Genomic DNA, 25,272 nt, shown 5'->3' with positions numbered 1-25,272 from the left:
ACTGAGCTGAGAAGTTCGCGGCTTACACGCCCCGACCGTGCACGGGTCTGGCGTTCGCAGGGGGTTCTCCGACCTCGTGGATAGTATGGCCGCCGCAAGCCGTTTTGGTTACGCTGGCCCGATCGATGCGCGACACGATGAACCATCTCATGGCGTCGCGGAGTCGACACCAGCCAACCAAGTACCACTGGCCGTTCGTTGAGGCGAACAGCACGGGTTCGACGTCGCGGATGGTCGTACTCCCGTCCTTCGATGTGTAGCGGATGCGGATTACCCGCTGCTCGGACATCGCCTGCTCCAGAGCCGACCTGATGGTGCGCGAGGATGGGGGACCCGCATTAACCCAGACACGGCCAGCAAGCTCGTCGGCTCTTGCTCGGGTCTTGGGATCGAGGACATCTACGATCTTCCGAATCCCGGCTGCTGCCAGATCGGCATAGGGGGCGTCGGGTGCAGCAGACACGGCTGCCATGAGCGCTACGGCCTGCGTTGGGGACAGGCTTACGGGCGGCAGGGAAGCGCCAGCGGCCAACCCGTAGCCACCGCCCGGCCCTGGGCGCGACCATACGGGGGCACCGCTGCTCTCCAACGCATCCAGGTCCCTCTTGACTGTGCGCACGGACACTTCGAACTCTCTCGCCAGCCGCTCGGCGGAGACCCCCCGCGTTCCGCTGCGGCGAAGCATCTCGGACAGAGCATGGAGGCGTTCTGTTCGCTTCACCGTTCAGGCCGCACGAAATTCATGACATAAATAGTGACACACACTTGTCCTTGGCGCCTGCGAGGGTAGTGATATGACAACAACTACAAGCAGTCCGGACATCATCCTCATCGCCGGCCACTGGCTGGGCGCCTGGGCGTGGGATGAAGTCCTTGAACACCTGGAAACCGACCACTCCCGTGCAGTTGCGGTGACACTCCCGGGTCTCGATGGGGACGATCCTCAACGGGCGACGAAGACCCTCGACGATCAAGCTGCAGCCATCCTGGACATCTTTGCCGGACTCGGTACTTCCGAAGATCAGCCCGCGACAATCGTCGCTCACAGTGGGGCCAACGCCCCTGTCAGCCTTGTCCTTGACCGACACCCTGAGCTTGTTCATCTGGTGGTGTGGGTCGACTCCGGCCCCCTTGCGACAGGGAGCGTCTTCGCCCCTGATCTCCCGGAAGGGTTGGAGGAGCTCCCGCTGCCGTCCCTCGAAGTCCTCGCACAGCAGGCCAGCCTCGAAGGTTTGAGCACAGAGGTCCTCGAGCGTTTTCGGTCCCGTGCAGTCCCTGAGCCCGGTCCAGTACTTCGTCAGCCCGTCGAGCTGCGGAACGATGCCCGCCGCAAGGTCCGGACCACCTTGGTGTGCTGCTCCATCCCTGGCGCGCAGGTGCTGGAGTTGGCCCACACAGGCCATGCCATGTTTGCTGAAGTCGCGAACATCGAGCATCTCGACGTCATTGACCTCCCCACGGGACATTGGCCCATGTGGAGCCGCCCCCGGGACCTGGCCAAGGTCATCCAGTCAGCTTCCTCACGAGCCAACTGAACCAGTGCAGGCTGTTCGGGGAGGTCACTCCGCGAACAGCGCCGCCAGGTCGTCCGCCGTCAGCGAGCCACCGGCCAGCGCGTCTCCCTCCATCACATCCGCGAAGAGCTGCGACTTCTTGGCCTTCAACGCCATGACCTTCTCTTCGATGGTGTCCTTCGCCACCAGACGGTAGACCATCACGTTCCTGGCCTGCCCAATGCGGTGCGTGCGGTCCACGGCCTGCGCTTCGGACGCAGGGTTCCACCAGGGGTCCAGCAGGAACACGTAGTCGGCCTCGGTCAGGTTGAGCCCGAAACCACCTGCCTTCAACGAAATCAGGAACACCGGAGCGGCACCGTTCTTGAACTCGCTGACCACATCGCCGCGGTTGCGGGTGCTGCCATCGAGATAACAATACTCAACGCCCTCGGCATCCAAACGCTCCCGAACCTTGCCCAGGAACCCCGTGAACTGGCTGAAAATCAGTGCCCGGTGGCCCTCGGAGATGAGGTCCTCCAGCTGCTCAAAAAGCACGTCCAGCTTGGATGACCGCACCCCGGACAGCGACGAATCCACCAACGACGCATCCAAGCTGAGCTGACGCAGCAACGTCAACGACTGGAAGATCGTGAAGCGGTTCTTGTTGACGTCATCGATCAGCCCAAGGATTTTTTGCCGCTCACGTTGCAGGTGCGTCTGGTAGACCTTCTGGTGCCGCGGGTTCAGCACCACTTCCAGGATTTGCTCCTGCTTGGGCGGCAGATCCTTGATGACCTGCTCTTTGGTGCGGCGCATCATGAGCGGACGCACACGACGCCGGAGCTTGCCCAGCTGCGCGGAGTCACCGTTCTTTTCTACCGGCTTTTGGTAGTTCTCGGCGAACCGTTTGGGGCTCGGGAACAGTCCCGGCGCCACGATCGATGTCAGCGCCCAGAACTCCATGAGGTTGTTCTCCAATGGCGTGCCCGTGATGGCCAGCTTGAAACGGGCCGGCAGTTTGCGTGCACACTGGTACGCCTTGGACTGGTGGTTCTTGACGAACTGCGCCTCATCCAGCATCAGCCCTGCCCATTGGAAGGAGGCGTAGGCATCGTAATCAATCCGGAACAGGGCATAGGAAGTAATAACGACGTCGGCGCCCGCCAACGCTTCGGATGGTGCCAGCCCGCTCTTGGCGAAGGTTTCACCGACGGTCCGCACCACGAGCCCCGGAGCAAAGCGCTGCGCTTCAGCAGCCCAGTTGCTCACAACACTCGTGGGCGCAACAACCAGGAATGGAGCCCTCGGCGCCACCGCCGAGGCATCACCTTGGGCGGCGGCAGCAGTCTCCGCAGCCAGGTCCTTCGCCGCACAAATCAACGCGATCGCCTGCACGGTCTTACCCAAGCCCATGTCATCAGCCAGCACGCCACCGAGGCTGTGCTTGTACAGGAAGCTGAGCCAGTTGAAACCCTCGAGCTGATACGGACGCAGCTCAGCGTTAAGGCCTGCCGGCAGTGGCAGCCCGGTCACGCCGTCGTCGAGCAGTCCACCAACTGCTTCACGCCACGCGGCCGCCTGCTCGTCAACGATCCCCAGCTGGGCGAGCTCATCCCAGAGCCCGGCCTGGAAGCGGCTGATCTGCAGGGTGCCGTCCTTGTTGTCCGGGTTGTCCTGCAGGGAGCGGGCTTCGTCGATCAGGGCGCGGAGCTGGTGCAGCTCGGGAAGATCAAGCGAGAAGTAGGCGCCGCTGGGCAGCAGCATGCGGCTCATTCCGGCAGCAAGCGCGGAGAACACAGCAGCGAAGGAGACGGGTTCGCCTTCGAGAGTGATCACGATGCCGAGGTCGAACCAGTCGCCGCTTGCCGTTTCCTTCGTGGAAATGGACACCACCGGCGCTTCGGCGGCTTCGCGGTAGTCGGCGATGTCGCCGGACGTTTCAACCACGACGTCCGGCAGGTCCTTGAGCGCGGGCAACACCTCTTCGGTGAACGCCAGTGTGTCCAAGCCGCCGAGCTCAGCGGAGGCAGCGATGCGCGGCGCACCCCAGCCGCCCGTTGCCGATTCGGCCAGCGCAGGCACCACATCCCACGGACGTCCGAGTGACTCGAGGATCCGTGCTTCTTCAAGGTCGTCGCGGTAGCCCCGGTCATCCGGGTGCCGCCACAACGGCTGCGCGGTGACCAAGGTTCCGGACTTGTAGTGCCACTCCCAATGCAGCCGGACCTTGTGGTCGTTGCCGTAATTGGCCAGCAGGGACAGGGTGGGGACGGCCAGTGTGGGCAGCTCCACCGATTCATCCGCGGCCTGCACCGGCGTGGACTGCCGCAACTTCGGATAGAACGAGGTCAGGAACCGGCTCTCATCCTCGGCCGGGATCTGAAGTGTGTCGCCATCCATGACGAATTCCAGCAGCTCATCGCTGATGCCACCCTCAATCGGTGCAAGCGTGATGAGGTTCTTCTGCTGCGGCACCCCCGGCAGCGTTTCCCCGGAGTGCGTGAAGAAAATACCGTTGGCCGGTTTGCCCAGGAACCCCACGGACCCCGGATCCACGGGTTCCCCGCCCAAGGTCACCGACGGCGCGAGCTGCAGGCCGCCGTCGGGCCCTTCCGGTTTTGCGGTGTCCGGAGCGGCTTCAAGTCGCGCCAAGCTGAGGCCGACGACGGCGGGTTGCGACTCAACGCGGACAGGCTCGCTACCAGCGGAGTGGATGAGCGGAATGCCGGCCTTGGTGGCATCGGCGAGGAGGGTCCAGAGGTTCTTGGCTGCGAAATCGTTCAGGCTCAACCACATGGCACCGGACGGTTGCTGCCGGCCGTTGCTGGAGCCGTGTGCCGCGAGGAAAGTCTGAAGCCACTCGACGTGGACCTCATTGAATTCACGCCGGAAACTGACGTAGCTCAGGTTGTTCCACGAGACGTCGCCGCGGATCCACTTGCCCTTGGCGCCCATCATGACCGGGCGGGCCTTGAGTTGGCGGACGCTGCGCATGGGGTCGCGGCGGCCTGTGTAGGAGAAGTGGGCCGCGGGCTCTTCCACCTCGAACTGAAGCGCAAGCTGGATGCCGGCAGCGCTGGGCGCCGTGCCGGGCTTGGCGATCAATCTGTTGAGGGCTTGTTCCCACGCAGGACGTGCCGAGCCGCCCTGTTGGCCGGAGCCCGCCCTCGACGTTTGAATTCCGGGAGCCTGGGAAAGGAGTTGGGCGCGGATGGTGGGGTGGTCTTCGGCAGTGAAGAGCAACGCGGCCACGTGCTTGCAGTCCTTGCGGACCGGGCAGCTGCAGATACCCACCGTGCAGCTCCAGCCGCTGGGCTTACGCACCAGTTTTGCCGACGTCGAATAAGGCTGCGGACCGGTGCCGCGGACCTTGCCCATCAGGAGGCCCGTAGCCGCGTCGAAAGAAATCCCGTTCACGCGGCTGCCCATGGCATAGGCCAATCCGGCCGCGAGCGAGCGGTCCGTGATGGCAGGAGTCTGAATGGCCAGTTCCCAGTTTTCGTCTGTGTGGGACGGCATGCGTAGGGCTACTTTCGGCAGGAGGTTATCTGTTCAATCTTAGTCAGCAGAAAACAGCTCCCAAACTTCGCCCTCCGTTAACCTCTTCCTCGATTGCCACGCCGCTCCCACGCGTACGTTGAAAGTGTCCGGAGCACCATCAGCTTTCAGCAGTGAGGATTCCCCATGACTACCAACGAGTACCCCGTCATCCTGAGCAAGACCAGCTTCGAAGCCGGCAGTGCGGATGTAGTGGATTCCAACGTCAAAGTGGTGAACGAGATGTACGCGGAGCTCCTCAACAGTGACGAAATCGCGACCCCTGCGCTCAACAGCTACTTTGTGGACTTTTACCTGACCCAGGCACCGTCCGGCGGTTTCGCCCAGTACGTCTTCACCGCACCGGAGCGTGAAGAAGTGGACGCCTACATCCGCGCCGGGCTCGAGGGCATGGGAGCCACCCGGCACATTGACCTCTTCAACCGCACCGCCGCGGCCTTCGACGCCCTAACCGAAGATGAAGCCGAGGCCTACCTCGACGGCGACCTGGACGAGTCCGAAACGCCGCCTGCGGCTGTAGTTACCCTGGACGAGCTCGACGGCGAGTTCGAGGCACTGCTGGAAGAAGAGGACATCATCGATCTCAACGCTGCCTACCTTCGCGGCCAGTCCGAACTGCTGGTTCTTTCGGACGAAGAAATCGAAGCGCACATTGCCGAACGCGTCGCCCAGATCCCGGACCTCGCCGAGCGCCAGGCCGAAGCCGACGAAGAAGCCCTCGCCAACGCCCCCGAGTTCGAGGTCATCATCCGCGAACTCTGCGACGTGGCTGGCTACGCCTTGGAAAAGATCACCATGGGCGATCCCAACTACGAGCACGACGGCGTGAAGACCCTCGCCTGGCACTTCTCCACCGACCACGGCGACTACATCATGGTGGAAGATGACGACGAGGCCTTCATGATTCACCCGGAGACCAAGGAGATAGTCGCGGCCGTAGAGTTCGAGGAGTCTGAGGAATTCGCCGACGCGTAGGTCCCTGGTTGGTCTACCGGACGGCAGACATCCTCTGTGTCTCTATGGCCGGACGGCAGACATCCTCCGCGTGTACCCCACCGTCCCCCTAGCCTCGCAAGCTCGGCCAGGGAACCCTGACGGTGTGGGCCCACTTTGCGCTTTGACGCACGCTTCCGGATGCCTGCCGTCCGGCCGCTTGCCACGCTTCCGGATGCCTGCCGTCCGGCCGGCGGTTGCGGACACCGTTGCGACACTCTCAGAGCTCTGGGAGTTGGGGGTGTGTGTCGTAATAGACTCGACCGGTGCGTGCGTATTGGGAGCTGGCCAAGTCATCGTTCCGACGCCATTCCACGTACCGTACTGCCGCCGTCGCCGGCGCTTTCACCAACTCGGTCTTCGGACTCATCCGGGCGTCGCTGCTGCTGAGCGCCATTACGACGGCGGGTGGGGCCATCGGCGGATACTCGGCGATGGAGGCCGCCACCTATGTGTGGTTGGGTCAGGCGCTCCTGGCACCTTTGGGCCTGTTCGGCAACACTGAGCTGGCAAGCCGCGTGAAGTCGGGGGACGTCGCCGTCGACCTTTCCCGGTCAGTCAACCTGACCGCGTCCTACTGGGCTCAAGACCTGGGCCGCGCCGCCTTCGACGTGCTGCCGCGCGGGTTACCGCCGCTCATCGTCGGAGCCCTGGTGACAGGGCTGGCGATGCCCGGAAGCCCCGGGCCCTACCTGCTGGGATTCGTGTCGATCGTGGCTGCCGTATCCCTGAACTTTCTGGGCTTCTTCGCCATCAATCTGTTGTCCTTCTGGGTGCTCGAAATCCGCGGTTTCTGGATGCTGTACATGGTCCTGATGAACCTGCTGTCCGGGTTCCTGGTGCCCGTGACCTGGTTTCCTGACTGGCTGCTCGACTTCGCCCGGGCAACGCCGTTCCCGTCAATGCTGCAGACCCCGGTGGACATTCTCGCGGGAAGGACCGTTGGCGCCGAAAGCCTTGCCATGGTGGGTCTCCAACTCCTCTGGCTGGCCGTGCTGCTGGGGGTTGTGCAGGTGATGGTCCGCTTCGGTTCGCGGAGGCTGGTGGTGCAAGGTGGCTAGTCCGCGCGCGACCTCTCGGCGAGAAACCCGGGACCCTCACGCCCCGGTCACTAACTTGGTCCTCCTCAAACTCCTTGTTTCGGCCAGGCTGCGCTCGCAGCTCGCCTACCGGGGCAGTTTCCTCTCCGACGTCGCCGGGCAAGTCCTGCTGGGATTAACTGAGTTCGTGGAGCTCTACGCGATCGTCCACAACGTCTCCACATTCGGCGGCATGACCTTGGCCCAGACACTCCTGGTATTCGGGCTCGCCTCGGTGTCGTTCGCACTCGGTGACCTGTTGATGGGGGAGACCGATTCCATGTCCGAGACCATCAGGTCCGGCAAGTTGGAGGTGCTGCTGGTCCGGCCTTTGCCTGTGCTGCTCCAGTTGGCGACCTCCGATTTCCAACTGAGACGCGTCGGGCGGCTGATCTTCGCAGTGGCTGCGCTTGTTGCGGCGCTCCTACTCACGGAAGTCGACTGGGACCCTGCCAAGGTCACGTTGGCCCTCATCACACCCCTTGCAGGGGCGGCGATCTTCTGCGCACTCTTCCTTGGCGCTGGAGCCATGCAATTCTGGATCCTCGACGGCAGGCAATTCGCCAATGCTTTCACCTACGGAGGGCGGTATGTGGCCTCCATGCCCGGAGCGGCGCTGTTCTTCCCAATCCAAATCTTCTTCACGTTCGTCATCCCGGCAACGTTGGTGGCCTACGCTCCCAGCCTGGTCATCCTCGACCTCGACGGCCCAGCCGGTATCCCGGCCTGGACGGGTTGGCTGGGACTGCCGGCCGCCCTCGTCCTAAGCGGACTCATGCTGCTCCTCTGGCGGGCGGCCATCAAAAAATACACCGGCGCAGGAGGCTGACATGCCCATCATCGAAGTGGAAAACCTGAGCCGGGAATTCCAAGTCATGGAGTCGGTCGGGCGGTTCCGGCGACGCAAGAAGACGGTTCACGCGGTCCGTGGGATCGACTTCACAATGGAACCGGGGGAGGCCGTCGGTTACATCGGAGCCAATGGGGCAGGCAAGTCCACCACCATCAAGATGCTGACGGGTGTCCTGGTGCCAAGCTCGGGACGCGTGACCGTCTGCGGGTTCAACCCGGTGCCTCAGCGGAAAGCGTTGGCCCGGAAGATCGGCGTCGTGTTCGGACAGCGCTCACAGCTCTGGTGGGACCTTCCGTTACAGGACTCTTACCCGATCCTTGGTGCCATGCATCGCATGTCCGAGGCGGATTGGAGGCCCAGGTTCCGTGAGCTCGCCGATCAGATGGATCTGGGGGAGTTCCTCACCACACCTGTTCGGCAGCTCTCCTTGGGCCAGCGGATGCGGGGCGAGGTTGCGGCTGCCCTGCTGCATCGGCCGGAGCTGGTGATTCTGGACGAGCCGACCATTGGCCTGGACATGATCAGCAAGGAGAAACTGCGCCAGTTCCTGGACGCTGAGCGTCGCGAGAACGGCACCACGCTGCTGCTGACCACTCACGACATGAGCGATATCCAACGTTTATGCCAGCGCGTTCTGGTAGTCGACGACGGCGCCATCGCCTACGACGGCGCGCTCACCGGTTTGGCTGAGGTGGCCGGAGCCGTGCGCACCATGGTGGTTGACCTTGCCGTCCCCGTGCAGTCGGCTGTTCTCTTTTCGCTTCCTGACGGCGCCGTGCACGAAGGTATTGAAGCCGATGGAATCAGGCACAGCGTTTCCTTCGATCCGCGTAGGCTCTCAGCGGCCACCGTGCTTGCCGCGATTTCCAGCACGGCCGAGGTTGCCGACCTGTCACTGCACGAGCCGGACATCGAGCACCTGGTGCGACAGCTCTACGGGAGTGCGAGGCGATAGTTGTATTGCGCGAGTTCGCTGGAACCTTGTGTGCTCGCCCGGAACCTTTCGGCGCTACGGCAGGTTTCCCACGAACCCGGCGCGCTGGGCTTGCAGTCTAGCTGTTCTGGTCCAGCGCCTTGGCGAGGTATCCGAGTAGCTCGTCGTCGACGTCGTCGATGGATTTCAGCCGTACCCGGCGGTCGAAGGAGTCTCCCTCCCGAATCTTCACGGCCTCGAGCCTGCCCTCGGCTGGAGCGTCCAAACGCAGGGCGATATCAACGGTGGTGTTGTTGGTCCGGGTGACCTGGGCAAACTTCCGCCGAGGGCTGTGAAGCGAAACGTAGCCCTTGCGCATCTGGATCACTACGCCGTCGGTCTCAGCGGACCATGCCATCAGAGCGTCCGCTATGGGACGTAACTGGGGGTGGTTGGCGTATTGGCCGTCAAAGAGTTCATCGGCGTCCCGGAGCATGAACTCGGGGTAGCCGAACATTTCCCACGAGACTGCGTATTGCGCGTAGCCCGTGATTCCGTGTTCGTCGCGCATCCAGTCGCGGAGCCCGGCGTCGTTCTTCAAGCCCTTGGCGCGGCCCTCTTCGGCCCACCAATGGACGTCGTGTCCGGACTTGCGCAGAAGCAACGCCTGGTTGCTGTCCACCATGGTTTGCCACGTCTTGGCCGCAGCCTTGAAGTCAGAAGTCTCGCCCATATCCCGATCGTAGCCCGGCGCTGTTTCTGACTTCGCTGGAAACGTGGGCCTTCGTGGGCAAACTTTCGGCATATTCGCACCGTTCCCGCGGCCTCGGCGCTCGGATTTCCACATAGCGCCGCGCACCTCTTTAGCGACTGTACGTTTGGTTGCCATGCTGAGCCGATGGAGCCGCCGTCATCGCGTGAAAGCACCGCCCCGATAGTCCGCCCGCTTCCTGTGCGTGGGTATATGTGGAGGACCGATGAATTACTCCGATTCGGTCTCAACAGTCGAAATATCAGGGCGCTTGTGGAGGCCGGTGAACTGCATCGCTTGAGATATGGCTGCTATATCAGGGCCAGCAAGTGGAACTCCTTGGGGCCGAGGAGGCAGGCCAGGGAGCGGATCGTGGCACATGCGCATGGGACACTGACCACGTCAACAGGTGGTTTCGTTTACAGCCATTTGTCGGCGGCACGACTCCATGGTCTCTTCGTGTGGGGTGTAGATGACAAGGTTCACGTCCTGCACCAAGCCAGGCCTTCCTCCGACCGTTGGGGCAGGGATGTCCGGGGACACACAGAAACTTTCACCGAGGACGATGTGGTGCAGGTTCAGGGTTTGCGGGCGACCACACTCGAACGCACCATCTTTGACAGTGCCAGGATGCTTAGCTATCCCAAAGCACTTGTGATTATGGACCATGGTTTACGAGTCGGAGCCGACATCAGCGCACTTGCCGACATGGCAGCCGTCTCCTCCGGAAAGCGGGGAATCCGCACGCTGCGCAAGGCTTTGGACAACGCAGACCCGCGCTCCGAGTCTGCCGGCGAGACGCTGACCCGTGAGTTGATGCAAAGGCTCAGAATCAGGCCCCCGCAGCCCCAATTCGAGGTGCAGTCCCGTTTGGGTCGCCATCGCATGGATTTCGCTTGGGAAGAGGAAAAACTGGCTCTGGAGTTCGACGGTCGAACCAAATACTTCGACTTCAAACCGACGGACGAGGTCATTTTTCAAGAACGACGGCGGGAAAAGGCACTGGCAGAGGAGGGCTGGCGGTTTATCCGAATCGAGTGGAAGGACCTTTTTCAAGAGCGCACCTTCAAGGAACGCATCCTTCGGGCGCTCAGGTGATCAGTCCGGACTGCGAGTTCGTGGGAACCCTGCCTGTTCGGGAGGAACCTTTCGGCGACATGGCAGGCTTCCCGCGATCTCGGTGCCACGCCTCAGTAGCCCGAACCCCCAGTGCCCTTGATCATCTCCCCGGACGGGCTGACCAAGTACCAAACGCCGCCCACGCCCTGACCCGTCACGTCGCCGGGAGCTTTGTCCTTGGCGTAGTAGTACAGGGGCATGCCGTTGAGAGTTACCTGCTTCTTGCCGTCAGGCGTCACAATGGTTCCCACAGTGCCGGTGACGCCTTCAACCGTGGGCGAATCCGACGTCGTGGTGAAGACGGGCCAAGCTTCCAGGCAAGCGTCCACGCAAGCGCTGGTTCCCAAGTCCTTGACGTCCTTGGTGAAGAAGTAGAGGCTCATGCCCTTGCTGTCCGTCACGATCTGACCTGCGCTGGAGGATGACACCTTCATTTCGGCGCCAGCTGCGGTGGTGGAGTCCACTGTCGGGGACGCGGAGGTTGCTGCCGAAGAGGGAGTAGCCGCGGGAGGTGGTGCGGAGGTAGCGGTGGTTCCAGGACTTCCGCCACACCCGGCCAAGGCAGCGGTCAGGATCAACACACCGAATCCAAAACTGAGTCGTTTCTTCATGTCTAGCTCCTTTGACGAGCCGGCCGGAAAGGACCGGCGCTAACCCCTACGACGCCGCTGGGGGAAGAATGGTTCATGGGGCTGAACCTTTTCCGTTCGCTCGTCGTCGTATAGGCGAAGGGGCAGCTGAAAGAGGGAGGTGGCTATGCCGTTGGATGAAGACGTGGTGGCTGCGATCTACCGCGACCACGGCACTGCTCTGAAGCGCTTCGTTCTCAGCTGCACGTCCGACGCCCATCAAGCGGACGACGTCGTTCAGGAAGCTATCCTCAAGGTATGGCAGCACGCCCCGCAGATCACGGGAAGTTTGCGCAGCTACCTTTTCCGGACGGCCCGCAACGTCATCATCGACAACTACAGGAAGGCCCAGCGCCGCCCTGCCGAGGCCGGCGAGCAGGACCTCCCGGACCATCCTGCAACGGAGCGCGTTGATGAACTCCTGAACAGGGTCCTCGTGGAGGAAGCGCTGCTGCGCCTGAGTCACGAACACCGCCAGGTTTTGGTGGCCCTCCACTATCAAAGGTTCACCGTTAACGAGGCAGCACTGCAGCTGAACATCCCGGCGGGAACCGTGAAATCCCGGGCTTTCTACGCTGTGAAAGCCCTCCGAACGATCCTTGATGAAATGGGGGTGGAACGATGAACGGCAACTCCGCACACCAGTCGCTGGGCGCCTATTTGCTGGGTGGGCTCGAGCCCGAGGAGGCACGCACGTTTGAGGATCATCTCGCCAAATGCCCTGAATGCCGCCACGAGTTGGAGCAACTGGAAAGCCTGCCCGCCTTGCTCGACGCCCTTCCTGCAGCTGACGCCGTCGCCCTCACCGTTGCTGGTGGCGCGAACGCGCTCTCACCATTGGAACCGAAACCTGAGGCGCTCCCCGAGAAGGTCTTGGTGGACCTGTCGATCCGCAGGCGGCAATCACGACGGCGGTGGGCGGCTTTGGTGGGCGCGGTTGCTGCTGCTTGCCTCGCTGTTGGCTTCCTTGCCGGGCCCCTGCTGAACCAGCCCGCGAAACCGGACGCAAGCTATTCGGTTCAGTCGGAAAGCGGATTGCAGCTGACCGTGGGCATGGTGAAGAAGAACTGGGGTACCGAACTCGCTGTGGAGGGCCGGTCCATGCCGCAGGAAGGCACGCTTTACCTGTGGGTGAAAGGCCGGGATGGTGCCGAAGAACGCACGTGCGGATGGACGGCCACTCAGAGCGGCCGGATCAAGATCACGGGTGCCACGCCCGTGCAGTTGGCCGGCATCGCCGGTGTTGAGCTTCGTGATGAAGCAGAGAAGACCGTGGCCTCGATTTCGGTGCCGTGAACCTTAGCGGTCCGTGACCCCTGAGCCCTGGGCACGCAGTTCCGCAATCAGGGCATGGTCTTCGCAAGCCCGGGCGAACGCCTCAATGCGACGCTCAATCTCCCGGCCCAGGAGCCAGGTTCCGATCCTCTCGGCCAACGGCTTCACCAGGGCCGGGCGGCAGGAAAAGGTGTACTTCCAGACTGCCCGGGTGCCGCCGTCGTCCGGGGTGAACCGCCAGCCGCCGCCGAAATTCTCGAAGAACCAAGGCCCGGACACCATGGTCATACCCACGTTTCGTGGAGGCGTGTACGAGACGTATTCACTGACCATTTTCAGGCCCATGCGGGAAACAGTCCGGGTCCTGACGCCCTTGCCAGCCGATTTGGCCCCATCCAGAAAGGCTTGGGCGGAGATGAACGGATCCCATTTGAGCCTGAAATCACCCGTGGTCTGGGAGAGGGCAAAAGCGGTCTCGGGATCCAGCCGGATCAGCCGCTCGGCACGTACCTGCGGCATTAGGATCCCTGCCCAGCGCCGAGGACCAGGAACACCATGAAGGCAACACCAAAGACATTGACCGCCATGATCGCCAATCCGACGATTCCCGTAATGCGGCCCGCGTTCATGCGACCCGCCCGGAAGACCGCGAGCAACCCACTGACTATAGCCACAATAGCCAGAAGGACCGCGACTCCCGCCAGGATCAGTGCACCGAACCACCAAGCGTCGTTGCCCTGGTTGTAGCGGCTTATCGACGAGGCGATAGCGGCAATACCCAAGGGAATGCTCACTACGGCCGCGACGGGGGAGAGGACAGCAGCGACGATGCTCGTGATGCCGGCGCCCAGGCCCCGCGTGCCGGACCGTTGTGGTTGCTGGTAGTAGTCGATCGGCGGCTGATAGCTCATGGTTCCCCCATAGTCCGTTGGCTAAAGCTTGCGGTACGTGAGGTCAAAGATCATGCGCCCGGCCTCGTGGGCTTTGTTTTCAAAGCTTGTCCGGATTCTGCCATCGAACCGGGGAGCCCAGCCGCCTTCTTCATCCACGCCCTCGTTCGGACCGGTGTGCTCGGTGCTGACCGGCGCACGGCCTTCGCGGACGGGCGCACCACCCACAACAGACTCGACGCCGGACTGCCAGACCTGCGTCAGCGGGCTCTCCTCGCCGCTGCGCTCCCCTTCGTGCATGTTCTCGAACTCTGTGGACCCGGCCAGCACTTCGCGGACGTGCACGGCATAGTTGGACCAGTCCGTGGCGATGCGCCAGTAACCGCCCTTTGCGAGAGCCTTGGCAGCTACTGAAGCGAAGGCAGGTTGAATAAGGCGTCGCTTGTGGTGCCGTGCCTTGTGCCAAGGATCCGGGAAGAACACCCAAAGCTCGCTGACCGACCCCTCCGGGAGCATCGACTCGAGAACCTCTGGGGCGTTGGCTTCCACCACCCGCACGTTGGTCAGCCCACGGCTGTTGATCTTGATGATGGTGTTGGCCAAACCTGGTGTGTAGACCTCTACCGCAAGGAAGTCCTTGTCCGGGTTCTGCTCCGCGGCATGGACCACAGCGTCACCCAGGCCCGAACCGATCTCCACAATCAGGGGTGCCTTGCGCCCAAAGACTGCCTCGGCGTCGAAGGTGTAGTCCGGGTGGACCGAGGTGTTGGCAACATGGCGCGGCACCTGAATGGCCCAGCGTTCTGCGTGCTCTTCCCATGCGGCTTGCCTGCGTCCCTGCAGTCGGGTGCCACGGCGCACAAAGCTGACTGGCCGACCACCGTAGGTACCGAAGGAAGCCTGGCTGCCGGGCGTGACTGGTCGCGGGGAATCTGGGGTTTCACTCATCCTTTCCAGAATACTTTGGTTCCGACGAGACGTTCGGCGGACCCGATCGAGTACGGGTAGCGGGCGTTCTTAGAAGGGGATCAGGTAAGGACGCGTTATCAATACCCAAATGCCGATCGAGACCTCCAGCGCGACAACAGCCAAGCCGGACATGCCCATAAACCATGCCTTCGTGTGGCGTCCGCCGGGTGAGCGGCCTCTGGCCAAAACCATCGACGATATGCCCAGTATTAGTGCCACAAATGCGCATGTGCACGGGAGGCTCCACACAACGGCAGGCACGACCCAAGCTAACCTGCCGGATGATGGGCCTGACCTCGTAAGAAGCACCGCGAGCAGAGAGAAGGGAATGGTCACGTACCAGCACAATGGCGCAGCCAAAGAAAACACGACGCTTGCAATTCCTGTATTCAACCCCGGTGGCTGCGCCGGGGGGGACGAGCACGTAACCCAGCGCGGGCTTATCACTCTTAGTGGTGTTCGGCGAAGATTCAGGCTCTCTATCCATGAGCTCAACGCTATGGATCGCCAAGCAACACAGGCAGGGGTGATCAGCCCTATGTGGATAACTGCACTGGAAATCGTCCACTGGTCACATCCCGCCCAACAAGCCCGGATCAGGACCGACTGACAGAATAGGACGGGTGACCTCCTCCAAGACGCCCGGCTACCGAGAAAAAACCGTTCTTCCCGATATTGCGGTGGATGCCGAGATTGACGATGAACCAGCCGCGGACCCCACTCAGCTCCGCGGCAAGCGGGGTCTCGTTTACTTAGGCATTTGCCTGGTGCTGATCGGCCTGAATCTGCGGACGGTCTTCTCCAGTTTTTCCGCCGTGCTTCCGGAAATTACATCCGACGCGGGCCTGCCGGGCTGGTCGCTGGTTGTCCTCACCACGGTGCCGGTTACCTTGTTGGGCGTTTTCGCGCCTCTTGCTCCAGTCCTCGCCCGCAGGTTCGGCGCGGAACGTGTGCTCCTGGGCGCCATGGCTGTCCTCACCGTAGGGCTGGTGCTCAGGCCCTTGGAGATCCCCGGAATGGGCCACCTGCCCGCCCTTCTGGCCGGAACGGCGGCCTGCGGTGCTGCCATCGCACTGTGCAACGTCCTCCTTCCGGGCGTCGTCAAGCGGGATTTCCCACACCGCCTTGGCCTGATGGGTGGGCTCTACACCACGGCGATCTGCGCTTCGGCGGCACTGGGCGCGGGCTTCACGTATCCGGTCTTTACGGCAACCGGCCACTGGACATCGGCGCTGTGGTTCTGGGCGGTGCCCGCCGCCGTCGTACTTTTGCTCTTCCTGCCCCTGGCAATCCGTCAGCCCTCCGTAAAACACCAAGCGGTCCACGGTGGCGTCAACGTGTGGCGTTCAGCCGTGGCCTGGCAGGTGACGCTGTTCATGGTGCTGCAGGCAATGATGTCGTTCAGTGTGTTCGCTTGGATGGCCCCGATCTTGCGCGACCGGGGGATCGACGGCGGAACGGCGGGGCTGATCGTGTCCGTGTCTATCGTGCTTCAGATGCTCGGCTCGCTGTTTGCCCCTGCCCTGGCCACGCGCTTCAAGGACCAGCGAATCATCAACATGGTGGTGGCGCTGATGACCGGCGGCGGTTTTGCCCTCACCATCTTTGGCCCCACCGAGCTGATCTGGATCTGGACAGGACTCAACGGGCTGGGCCAGGGATCGTTGACCGCCGTGGCCCTCACGATGATCATGGTCCGTACCCGCGACGCCCACACCGCGGCACACCTGTCCGGCATGATGCAGGGCGTCGGCTATGGAGTGGGTTCGCTCGGCACACTGATGGTAGGCCAGCTTCATCAGGCTACGGGCGGCTTCGCAGCGGCTGGAATCCTGTTCCTGGTGGTCGGTTCCCTGGCGGCTTTCTTCGGATATCGGGCTGGCCGCGACCGCTTCGTTTAACCCAAGTAGGTGACAGCACACGTCGCAATGAGGGCTCATTGGAACATGTGCTGTCACCTAGTTGGGGAGGAGAACTTAGACCGTGAGGTCTTTGCCCTTCGTCTCCGGGATGGAGAAGGCGAACGCGATGCCCACCAGCAGCAGGATCACTGCGTATACGTTGAACAACTGGGCCTGCCCGATGCTGCCGAGCCACGTCTGCAGGTACGGAGCCGTGCCACCAAAGGCAGCGACGCAGATGGAGTACGGAACACCCACGCCAATGGTGCGAATGTGCGTCGGGAACAGCTCGGCATAGACAGCCGGGACGATCGCGGCGCTACCGGCGATGAAGAACAGCATCACGGACATGGACACGGCGAGCTGCCACGGTGAGTCCTTGAGCAGCCACGTCATGGGGAAGTGCAGGAGCGCGGCGCCCGCGGCCGAACTGATGATCACAGGCTTGCGGCCGATGCGGTCGGACAGCTTGCCCCAGAACGGCAGCGCGGCGATGAACACCACGTTGGCCACCACGCCGGCCCAGAGCGCCTCTCCGCGGTCCATCTTCAGCGAGGTCGCGGCGTAGCTCGGAGCCACGACACCCCAGATGTAGTACACAACCGTCAGGCCCACGGTGAGGCCGATAACCTGCAGGGCCTGCTTGCGGTACTTCACGATCTGCGGCCATATGGGCAGGCGCTTCTCAGTGGGCGCCTCGGCCTCGAACGCTTCGGTTTCCTTCATCTTGGCCCGCATGAACAGTGCGTAGATCCCCAGTGCGCCGCCGATGAGGAACGGGATGCGCCAACCCCACGAGCTCATGTCTTCCTTGCTCAGGGTTGCCGTGAGGATTGCGCCCAGCAGCGTACCGGCCAGGATTCCCGCGGTGCCGGAGGTGTAGATGAGGGTCGCCCAAAAGCCGCGGTGTTCCTTGGGCGCCATCTCGGACAAATACGTTTGCGACGACGGCAGCTCACCACCGTGCGCCAGGCCCTGGATGAGGCGGGCGATCAGGAGCATCACCGAAGCGAAGGCGCCAACGGCAGCGAACGTTGGGGCGATGCCGATGAGGAGGCTACCGACGGCTCCGAGGGCAACAGCCACCGTCATGGAGGTCTTGCGGCCGATCCGGTCGCCGATCCAGCCGAACACGAAGCCGCCAAACGGACGGGCAACGAAGCCGACGGCGAAGATCGCCAAGGTGGACAGCACTGCTGATGTGGGATCGGCCTGGCTGAACAAGGCGCTCGCGATAAACGGCGAGAACGTGGCGTAGATGGCCCAGTCGTACCATTCAACGGCGTTGCCGATGCCGGTGCCAACAAGCGTGCGCATGTGCGACTTGTGGACTTTGACGTCGGGGGACGTTCCTACGGTGGTGGTCATGTGCTTCTCCAAGATCAGGCGGGCAGGGAGTTAGTTGCCGGCGAGGGCGGCGATACGGGACACGGCGAGTTCGGCGTACAGCGCGGCACCGTCGGTGAGGACACCGTCGTCGAACATTGCGTAGGGCGAATGGTTGAACGGCGACGTCGTGTGGTCGGCGCCGGGGGCAACTGCGCTGAGTCCCACGAAGGTGCCGGGGACTTCGGCCAGGACCCGGGAGAAGTCCTCGGAACCGCTCAGGGGAGTGGCCATGCGGGTGTGCCGGGACTCGCCGAACATTCCGGCGATGACCTTCTCCGCAGTGGTGGTCTCGTTCTCATCATTGATGGTGAGGGGGTATTCCTCTTGGTAATGCACGTCCGCCTCCAAGCCGTGGGCTGCAGCGATGCCATGAAGCAGCCTGGGTACTGCTTCCATCATCTTCCGACGGGACTCCTCGGAGAAGGTCCTGATGGTGGCTTCGATGCGGGCGGTCTCGGGGATGACGTTGCGCTTGGTTCCGGCGTGCAGGACGCCAACTGTGAGGACCACGGGATCGAACATGTTGAACTGGCGCGTGACCATCACCTGAAGTGCCGTGACCATCTCGGCAGCTGCAGTGACGGGGTCTTTGGCGGAGTAGGGAGCGGAGCCGTGGCCGCCCGCGCCCAGCACAGTGACGACAAGGCCGTCGGAGGAACTGAGCATGACGCCCGGCTTGGTGACGAACTGGCCATGCGGTTCAAGGGAGGAGAACACGTGCATACCGTAGGCAGTATCTGCGCGACGACCGGCCGCGTCCAGGACGCCTTCCTTGATCATGTAACTTGCGCCGTCGAAGCCCTCTTCGCCGGGCTGGAACATGAGGATGACGTCGCCCGCCAACTGGTCGCGGCGCTCGGCCAGCAGGGTGGCGGCGCCGGCCAGCATGGAGGTGTGCAGGTCATGGCCACAGGCGTGCATGGCTCCATCCACGCGGGAGGTGTAGTCCACGCCGGTGGTCTCCTGCACAGGAAGTCCGTCCATGTCGGCACGCAGCAACACCACGGGCTTCTCAGCTGATGCGTGAGCCGCACCACCGCGCAGAACCGCGGTGACCGACGTCGTCTCCTTGCCAAGGGTGATCTCGTAAGGCAGTCCATCCAGCGCCTGGAGTACCTTCTCCTGCGTGCGGGGGAGCTGCAGGCCGATCTCCGGTTCGCGATGGAGGTCGTGGCGGAGGCGGACGATGTCCTCCTGCAGTTCCTTGGCGTCGGCGGCGATGGTCATGTGTTCTCCTGGTCTTCCTAGGTGACGTGTTCCTCATGCCATTCTGGGGTGACGTGATTCACATGATGCTAAACATCTGTAAATATGCACCGACTAGTGCTTTCGAGCAGGAATCATGCACGCTTCTGCAAGAATGGGCTCATGGAGCTCAGTGAGGAAGACCTGCGCCTGGTCAACGCCCTGCAGATCTCGCCACGGATCAGCTGGTCCGACGCCGGAGAAGTCCTGGGCGTCCACGCCACCACGCTGGCATCCCGATGGGAACGCCTGAGGGGAGCCGGTGCAGCATGGACCACCGCACACCTCATGGGCGACCCCAAGGATATGTGCCTGGCCATGGTGGATATCGACTGCGAAATGCACCTTAGGCCGGATGTCACCTCCGCAGTCGCCCGACTTCCCGAGGTCATCACGGTAGAAGAGGCTGCCAGCAACCGCGACCTCACGCTCACTGTGATCACGCAGGACCTGGGGCAGTTCAGCACACAGGTGTTGCCGAAACTCAAGGAGATCAGAGGGCTCACCAAGTACCACACAGCCCTCTGCACTCGGATTCACACCAGCGGATATGCGTGGCGGCTCAACGTCCTCACCAAGGCAGAGCAGCAGGCACTCAAGGCGCTCGCCGGACCTGAATCGGCAAACCCGTCAGCCCACGACGCCATGGTGCTCCCGCTACCGGAGAGTCATCTGGCGATCATCCCGTTCCTCGCCCGCGACGGCCGTGCCACAGCCGCCGAAATTGCCCGCGCCTTGGGCCGAAACCCCGCCACAGTCCAGCGGCAACTGGGCAGGGTCCTGAGTAGCCGGATGTTGTCGTTCCGCTGCGAAATCGCCCAACAATTCTCCGGCTTCCCCATCACGGTCCAGTGGTTCGCAAACGTTCCCGCAGGTGAGCACGAAGCAGCGGCCACAGAGTTGCGGGCCATCAGGAACATCCGCTTCTCCGCGTCCACCACAGGCCGCACCAACTTCACCATGATCATGTGGTTGCGCTCGCTGGCGGACGTCATGGAAATGGAGCTCACCATCCAGCAGCGGATCCCGGGCGTCCAACTCGTGGAGAGCGTGGTCATGCTGAACACGGCCAAACGCGTGGGATGGATGCTCAATCCGGACTCCACCGCCACAGGAACAGTGGTGCCGCCCTACGGAGAGCTGCTGCCAGCCGGTATTTAGGGCGTGCAGGTTTCTAGGCGTGCTTGGTTGCCCTCAGGACCGTGTCCAGGGTGGTGCCGGGCTCGCCGTCGGGTCCCGTGACAATACGCGCCCGGTCTGTCAGGACGTTGACGAACCACGGCTCGCGGTCCAGCCTCAGGGCACCTGCCAGTTGCTCCGGCGTGAAGAACATTCCGGACTCATGATGATGGCTCCACGACGGGAGTCCATGCGGGTGATGGCCCACCACCAGCAACGTGCCGCCGGGTGCGACGGCTGCCGCGGCTGATGCCACCGAATCCCGCCACGGCAGGAGGGGAGAGTGCAGGAACTGGGCCGAAACCAGATCGAAGACGGGCTCAGGCTCCCACTCCGTGAGGTCCTGTTGCTGCCACGTGATCCGCTCGCTGACGTCGCTTTCTGCTGCATGCGCGGCTGCACGTTCAAGCGCGACGGCGGACACGTCCATTGCGGTAACCGTCCAGCCTTGCGCCGCGAGCCAGATAGCGTCAGCGCCCTCCCCGCAGCCGAGGTCGAGGGCTCTTCCGGGTTTGATGCCTGCAACTTCCGCCACCAGCTGCGGATTCGGGTTTCCGCTCCACACCTTGGGACGCTCCCGGTACATACCGTCCCACATGTCCACGGCATTGTCGGCGTCCTCGTGGAGGTTCAATCCGCTCTGCTCGGCCCCTTCGTGGGTGTGTTGACCGTGTTGGTGAGTGGCGGCGTCGTGCGTGTGTTCAGTCATTACCCAAGCGTGCCGCGACGCCGCGTTGAAAGGCAATGGCTGTTGCTATTCCGGCAAAGTCCAGCGTTGTGCGCCGGCGCCCGAGGCTCCGAGTTCGTCCGAAGGGTTCTGCAACGTACAGGATTTCAGGCTGAGGCAGCCGCACCCGATGCACCCGTCGAGGTCGTTGCGCAGATGCTGCAAGGCAGCGATCCGTTCGTCCAGTTCCTTGCGCCAACGCAACGACAACCTGGACCAATCGCGCTTGGTGGGCGTGCGGCCATCGGGAAGGGATTCCAACGCCTCACGGATGTCTTTCAGGGGCAGGCCCACCCGTTGGGAGGTCTTGATAAACGCGACCCGCCGCAGTGTGTCCCGCCGGTAACGCCGCTGGTTGCCGGCCGTTCGCTCCGCCTCGATGAGCCCGTTCCGTTCGTAGAAATGAAGGGCCGACGCCGACACTCCACTCCGTTCGGACAGCTCACCAATGGTGAGTGGCCGGTGCGTTTCGACTGGCGGCATGGCGTTCTTCCGTGACTGGGTGGTGGATTGACCTCAACATTAGTTGAGGTTCTAGGCTGACGTCCATGACCTCTGACACCTCAACGGCCGGGATACTGCGCCGCCCATACCTGCTTGCCACCGTAGGGGCGTGCGCACTTGTGTTCCTGAGCGCGTTCGAGTCCCTCGCAGTGACCACCATCATGCCGCTCGTCAGCCGCGACCTGGACGGAGCCAGCCTCTACGCGCTGGCTTTCGCAGGCCCACTGGCCACAGGCGTGATGGGCATGGTGGCGGCAGGAAACTGGTCGGACCGTCGTGGTCCGGCGGCGCCTTTGTACACCTCCGTGGCGTTGTTCGTGGCTGGCCTGCTGATCGCCGGTACGGCCGGAACCATGGAGATGCTGGTGCTGGGGCGACTAGTACAAGGACTTGGTGGCGGCGCGATGACCGTGGCCCTCTACGTGTTGGTTGCCCGCGTGTACCCGCCGGTGCTCCACCCGAAGATTTTCGCCGCCTTCGCCGCGTCCTGGGTGGTTCCTTCCCTGGTGGGTCCATTCGCGGCCGGTGTGGTGGCCCAACTGAGCAGTTGGCACTGGGTGTTCCTGGGGGTGGTGGGCCTGGTAGTTCCAGCTTTGCTGATGGTGGTGCCAGCCGTGCGGGGGATGAATTCCGAACCCGCCTCCGAGCCCGTTCCCTGGGCCTTCGGTCGTATGGGGTGGGCGGCGCTCGCCGCCGTCGCTGTCCTCGGACTGAACCTGTCCGCGGAGGTGCCCGGCTTCGGTGGGGTGATTGCCGTCGTCGCGCTGGTCATTGCCCTTATCGCGGTGAAGCCGCTGGTTCCGCGGGGAACCCTCACTGCCCGACGCGGTCTGCCCAGTGTGATCCTGGTCCGCGGGCTGGCATCTGCGGCCTTCTTCGGGGCCGAGGTGTACCTGCCGTACCTGCTGACCGAGCGCTACGCGTTCACGCCGACGTTCGCCGGGCTGACGCTGACCGGAGCCGCACTGGCGTGGGCCGGGGCATCGGCGATCCAGGGGCGGCTCGGTGCCCGATTGGCCGACGATCTCGCCGTGAAGATCGGCGCTCTTTTGGTGCTGGTCGCCGTGATCTCGACGTTGGTGACCGCGGCGTTTAGCCTGCCCGCGGCAGTTGCCATCGCTGGTTGGATCCTTGCCGGTGGCGGCATGGGGCTCATGTACCCGAGGCTGTCCGTGATGACGTTGGCGCTCTCCACCAAGGAAAACCAAGGCTTCAACAGCGCGGCCATGTCCATCTCCGATTCCCTCGGCGGGGCACTGTCCCTCGCCGCTACGGGACTTGTCTTCGCTGCATTCACGACGACGAACTCGTTTGCGGGGGTCTTCGCACTGACGGCGATCATCGCCGTCGTCGGGGTAGTCATCGCGCCGAGGGTCGCCGCCCGCTCGGGTGGGATGAGCAGGGGTGGGGCGGGCATGGGTGAGCCAGGTGCCCAAGCGGGCGCCCCGGACGCCCCGGACGCCCCGGACGCCCAACCCGAGCTCACGCATCACGCCTGACTCGTTGTGGGGCCCGCTCTGCAGGGTATTGCCGCCTGGAAGGGTGCAGATCGGGCCTCGCAACGCGGGGTGGGCTCGTTGTGGGGCCCGCTCTGCAGGGTATTGCCGTCTGGAAGGGTGCAGATCGGGCCTCGCAACGCGGGGTGGACTCGTTGTGGGGCCCGCTCTGCAGGGTATTGCCGCCCGGAAGGGTGCAGATCGGGCCTCGCAACGCGGGGTGGGGCGGGGGCCTGACCAGCCCCGATGCGGGCCCGCAGGAGAAACACTGCTAAGCTAGGAACACTTGATGTGCGGTGACGCCCTGAAGCAGGTGGCCTAACAGGCTACGCGACGGGGCATTTTTCATGTGAGAGGCACATCCTGCGTCGATGAACGCGTTCCATTTGGTCCCGGCCAACGCTGTTGAAGCGAACCGGTAGACCACCTGACTTTTCCTCGGCGAACCCCTGGCCCAACCGGCGTCGGGGGCCGATGTCCGCAACTGGACACCGCCCGAAAGACATGAAGTTTATGACTACTTTTGCTGCCCTTGGCACGCCCAAGCCCATTGCTGAATCCCTCGCCGCCGATGGCATCGAAGAGGCATTCCCCATCCAGGTGAAGACCCTCCCGGATACGCTCGCAGGTCGCGACGTCCTGGGCCGTGGCCGCACCGGCTCCGGCAAGACCATCGCTTTCGCCATCCCGCTCGTGGCCCGCTTGGCCGAGCGCGAAGCAAAGCACTTCCGTAAGCCGGGCCGCCCCATGGGCCTCGTCCTTGCACCGACGCGTGAACTGGCAACTCAGATCAACGCCACCATCGAGCCGCTGGCCAAGGCCATGGGCCTGAACACCACGGTCATCTATGGCGGCATCTCCCAGGCACGCCAGGAAAAGGCGCTGCGCGCCGGCGTCGACATCGTCATCGCCTGCCCGGGCCGCCTCGAAGACCTGATCCGCCAGCGCATCCTGACCCTCGAAGCCGTTGAGGTCACCGTGCTGGATGAGGCAGACCACATGGCTGACCTGGGCTTCCTCCCGGTCGTCAAGAAGCTCATGGACATGACCCCCACCCAGGGTCAGCGCCTGCTCTTCTCCGCAACGTTGGACAACGGTGTTGACAAACTGGTCAACCGTTACCTCTCCAACCCGCTGACGCACTCCGTGGACGATCCCCAGGCCGCTGTCACCACCATGGAACACCACGTCCTGGTGGTCAACGACCAGACCGTCAAGAAGCAGCTCATCGTTGAACTGGCCTCCGGCGCCGGCCGCCGCGTCCTCTTCATGCGGACCAAGCACCACGCCCGCAAGCTTGCCAAGACCCTCACCGACGCCGGCATCCCCGCCGTCGACCTTCACGGCAACCTGTCGCAGAACGCCCGCGACCGTAACCTTGCCGAGTTCTCCAACGGTGACGTACGAGTCCTGGTGGCCACTGACGTCGCAGCCCGCGGCGTGCACGTTGACGACGTCGAACTCGTCATCCACGTTGACCCGCCCACAGAGCACAAGGCATACCTGCACCGCTCCGGCCGTACGGCACGCGCCGGTTCCGATGGCACCGTGGTTACGCTGACGCTCCCCGAGCAGCAGAGTGACGTCAAGAAGCTCATGAAGGCTGCCGGCGTTGACGTTTCGTTTGAGCGCGTCACGGCAAGCTCCCCCTTGGTTTCAAAGCTCGTGGGTGACATCGCGGACAAGGTTGATCCCCGCACCCGTGCGGCCCTCCTCGCTGCGAAAACCCAGCAGGGTGGCGGCACATCCACCGGCGCCAACGCCCAGCGCAAGCGCGCACGCCGTTCCACGCAGGCTGCTCCCACCGCTGGTGGTCGTGGCGGTCGCAATGGACGCGGCAAGGTCGCGGCTGAGCCGGTTCGCACCGACGTCAACCGCGCTGAGCGTCGCGCAGCAATGAACGACGACGTCGCCCGCAGCCCCCGCGGTCGCGGCAAGGCTGGCGCTACTCACCGCAACGACGTTCCAGGCTCGCAGGGTCAGAACGGTCGCAGCGGCCGCCCGGCTACCGGCCAGCGTTCAGCTTCGGCTCCGCGCACGGCATCCACCACGAGTACTCGTACCGGCGGAAACAAGGCCGTTTGGTCTTCCGCAACGGGCGCTACGTCCGGTGGATCCTACGGCTCGGGTGCCTCAGGCAACTCCGGTCGCGGTGGTTCCGGTGCAGGTCGTCCGGCACGCAGCGGTCCTCGTCGTGCGTCGGCTCCCGCGTCCAACGAGCGTCGCGGCCGCTAACCTCCCCGTTGTGAGGCCCGCTCTGCGCACTATTCCCTAGGTTTGGCGTGCAGAGTAGGCCCCGCAACTCA

At 63.4% G+C, this 25,272-nt stretch carries 23 protein-coding genes; 12 read left to right on the top strand and 11 right to left on the bottom strand.

Annotation, left to right across the window (positions count from 1 at the left end; translation table 11 throughout):
* Positions 1-22 precede the first annotated feature (22 nt).
* A complete protein-coding gene (locus tag ACNAOT_RS19885; RefSeq protein WP_364309062.1) occupies positions 23-721 on the bottom strand; it encodes a helix-turn-helix transcriptional regulator in 699 nt (232 codons plus the stop codon).
* Positions 722-794: 73 nt separating this feature from the next.
* On the opposite strand from ACNAOT_RS19885, the gene ACNAOT_RS19880 reads away from it, so the two are divergent.
* A complete protein-coding gene (locus ACNAOT_RS19880) occupies positions 795-1,535 on the top strand; it encodes an alpha/beta fold hydrolase (RefSeq protein ID WP_364309063.1) in 741 nt (246 codons plus the stop codon).
* 24 nt (positions 1,536-1,559) lie between these two features.
* Here the strand turns inward: ACNAOT_RS19880 and ACNAOT_RS19875 are convergent, their stop codons facing one another.
* Entirely contained in the window at positions 1,560-5,015 is a 3,456-nt protein-coding gene (locus ACNAOT_RS19875; protein ID WP_420179096.1) for an SNF2-related protein, read from the bottom strand.
* A 165-nt stretch (positions 5,016-5,180) separates the two neighbouring features.
* Here ACNAOT_RS19875 and ACNAOT_RS19870 point away from each other — a divergent pair, with 165 nt between their 5' ends.
* From ACNAOT_RS19870 to ACNAOT_RS19855, 4 genes are all read left to right on the top strand, one after another.
* A complete protein-coding gene (locus ACNAOT_RS19870; RefSeq protein WP_420179095.1) occupies positions 5,181-6,029 on the top strand; it encodes a DMP19 family protein in 849 nt (282 codons plus the stop codon).
* Positions 6,030-6,313: 284 nt separating this feature from the next.
* Positions 6,314-7,108: an ABC transporter permease gene (locus tag ACNAOT_RS19865; protein WP_091470063.1), complete on the top strand. Its 795-nt coding sequence runs from the start codon at positions 6,314-6,316 to the stop codon at positions 7,106-7,108.
* Between the two features lie 55 nt (positions 7,109-7,163).
* The gene (locus ACNAOT_RS19860) at positions 7,164-7,955 is read left to right on the top strand and encodes an ABC transporter permease (protein ID WP_420179094.1); all 792 of its coding nucleotides are present in this window, start codon (positions 7,164-7,166) and stop codon (positions 7,953-7,955) included.
* 1 nt (position 7,956) lies between these two features.
* The gene (locus ACNAOT_RS19855; protein ID WP_420179093.1) at positions 7,957-8,934 is read left to right on the top strand and encodes an ABC transporter ATP-binding protein; all 978 of its coding nucleotides are present in this window, start codon (positions 7,957-7,959) and stop codon (positions 8,932-8,934) included.
* Positions 8,935-9,031: 97 nt separating this feature from the next.
* Here ACNAOT_RS19855 and ACNAOT_RS19850 read toward each other — a convergent pair whose 3' ends face one another.
* Positions 9,032-9,625, bottom strand: coding sequence for a DUF5655 domain-containing protein (locus tag ACNAOT_RS19850; RefSeq protein ID WP_420179092.1), 594 nt, complete (start codon positions 9,623-9,625; stop codon positions 9,032-9,034).
* A gap of 165 nt (positions 9,626-9,790) precedes the next feature.
* Between ACNAOT_RS19850 and ACNAOT_RS19845 the strand changes: the two genes are divergently transcribed.
* The gene (locus ACNAOT_RS19845) at positions 9,791-10,741 is read left to right on the top strand and encodes a hypothetical protein (protein ID WP_420179091.1); all 951 of its coding nucleotides are present in this window, start codon (positions 9,791-9,793) and stop codon (positions 10,739-10,741) included.
* A 92-nt stretch (positions 10,742-10,833) separates the two neighbouring features.
* On the opposite strand, the gene ACNAOT_RS19840 is transcribed toward ACNAOT_RS19845, so the two are convergent.
* Positions 10,834-11,373, bottom strand: coding sequence for a hypothetical protein (locus ACNAOT_RS19840; protein ID WP_420179090.1), 540 nt, complete (start codon positions 11,371-11,373; stop codon positions 10,834-10,836).
* 145 nt (positions 11,374-11,518) lie between these two features.
* On the opposite strand from ACNAOT_RS19840, the gene ACNAOT_RS19835 reads away from it, so the two are divergent.
* Both ACNAOT_RS19835 and ACNAOT_RS19830 read left to right on the top strand, forming a co-directional pair.
* A complete protein-coding gene (locus ACNAOT_RS19835; protein ID WP_420179089.1) occupies positions 11,519-12,016 on the top strand; it encodes a sigma-70 family RNA polymerase sigma factor in 498 nt (165 codons plus the stop codon).
* Positions 12,013-12,687: an anti-sigma factor family protein gene (locus ACNAOT_RS19830; RefSeq protein WP_420179088.1), complete on the top strand. Its 675-nt coding sequence runs from the start codon at positions 12,013-12,015 to the stop codon at positions 12,685-12,687. Before ACNAOT_RS19835 ends, ACNAOT_RS19830 begins: the two co-directional genes overlap by 4 nt.
* A gap of 3 nt (positions 12,688-12,690) precedes the next feature.
* Here ACNAOT_RS19830 and ACNAOT_RS19825 read toward each other — a convergent pair whose 3' ends face one another.
* From ACNAOT_RS19825 to trmB, 3 genes are read right to left on the bottom strand one after another with little or no spacing between them, the layout of a single operon-like run.
* Positions 12,691-13,185, bottom strand: a complete 495-nt coding sequence (locus tag ACNAOT_RS19825) for a type II toxin-antitoxin system RatA family toxin (RefSeq protein ID WP_420179087.1) — start codon at positions 13,183-13,185, stop codon at positions 12,691-12,693.
* Positions 13,185-13,577, bottom strand: coding sequence for a hypothetical protein (locus tag ACNAOT_RS19820; protein WP_420179086.1), 393 nt, complete (start codon positions 13,575-13,577; stop codon positions 13,185-13,187). Before ACNAOT_RS19820 ends, ACNAOT_RS19825 begins: the two co-directional genes overlap by 1 nt.
* A gap of 21 nt (positions 13,578-13,598) precedes the next feature.
* Positions 13,599-14,504, bottom strand: a complete 906-nt coding sequence (gene trmB / locus ACNAOT_RS19815; RefSeq protein ID WP_364309079.1) for a tRNA (guanosine(46)-N7)-methyltransferase TrmB — start codon at positions 14,502-14,504, stop codon at positions 13,599-13,601.
* Positions 14,505-15,148: 644 nt separating this feature from the next.
* On the opposite strand from trmB, the gene ACNAOT_RS19810 reads away from it, so the two are divergent.
* Positions 15,149-16,426: a CynX/NimT family MFS transporter gene (locus ACNAOT_RS19810; protein ID WP_420179085.1), complete on the top strand. Its 1,278-nt coding sequence runs from the start codon at positions 15,149-15,151 to the stop codon at positions 16,424-16,426.
* A gap of 75 nt (positions 16,427-16,501) precedes the next feature.
* Here the strand turns inward: ACNAOT_RS19810 and ACNAOT_RS19805 are convergent, their stop codons facing one another.
* Positions 16,502-17,794 carry an MFS transporter gene (locus tag ACNAOT_RS19805; protein WP_178995951.1) on the bottom strand — a complete coding sequence of 431 codons (1,293 nt, stop codon included), beginning with the start codon at positions 17,792-17,794 and terminating at the stop codon, positions 16,502-16,504.
* 30 nt (positions 17,795-17,824) lie between these two features.
* A complete protein-coding gene (locus ACNAOT_RS19800; RefSeq protein ID WP_420179084.1) occupies positions 17,825-19,042 on the bottom strand; it encodes a M20 metallopeptidase family protein in 1,218 nt (405 codons plus the stop codon).
* Positions 19,043-19,183: 141 nt separating this feature from the next.
* Here ACNAOT_RS19800 and ACNAOT_RS19795 point away from each other — a divergent pair, with 141 nt between their 5' ends.
* The gene (locus tag ACNAOT_RS19795; RefSeq protein WP_178995955.1) at positions 19,184-20,221 is read left to right on the top strand and encodes an Lrp/AsnC family transcriptional regulator; all 1,038 of its coding nucleotides are present in this window, start codon (positions 19,184-19,186) and stop codon (positions 20,219-20,221) included.
* Positions 20,222-20,234: 13 nt separating this feature from the next.
* Here ACNAOT_RS19795 and ACNAOT_RS19790 read toward each other — a convergent pair whose 3' ends face one another.
* Together ACNAOT_RS19790 and soxR are read right to left on the bottom strand one after the other, a co-directional pair.
* Positions 20,235-20,948, bottom strand: a complete 714-nt coding sequence (locus ACNAOT_RS19790; protein WP_420179083.1) for an SAM-dependent methyltransferase — start codon at positions 20,946-20,948, stop codon at positions 20,235-20,237.
* A 45-nt stretch (positions 20,949-20,993) separates the two neighbouring features.
* A complete protein-coding gene (soxR, locus tag ACNAOT_RS19785; protein ID WP_026005695.1) occupies positions 20,994-21,449 on the bottom strand; it encodes a redox-sensitive transcriptional activator SoxR in 456 nt (151 codons plus the stop codon).
* 65 nt (positions 21,450-21,514) lie between these two features.
* Between soxR and ACNAOT_RS19780 the strand changes: the two genes are divergently transcribed.
* Complete coding sequence (locus ACNAOT_RS19780; protein ID WP_420179082.1) at positions 21,515-22,969, top strand: MFS transporter; 1,455 nt, start codon at positions 21,515-21,517, stop codon at positions 22,967-22,969.
* A 510-nt stretch (positions 22,970-23,479) separates the two neighbouring features.
* Positions 23,480-25,201, top strand: a complete 1,722-nt coding sequence (locus tag ACNAOT_RS19775) for a DEAD/DEAH box helicase (protein WP_178995961.1) — start codon at positions 23,480-23,482, stop codon at positions 25,199-25,201.
* Positions 25,202-25,272 lie beyond the last annotated feature (71 nt).

It is taken from the genome of Paenarthrobacter sp. TA1.8 (assembly GCF_048595705.1).
In the GTDB taxonomy this organism is placed as follows: Bacteria; Actinomycetota; Actinomycetes; order Actinomycetales; family Micrococcaceae; genus Arthrobacter; species Arthrobacter nitroguajacolicus.
This window is presented reverse-complemented; position numbering and strand designations above follow the sequence as displayed.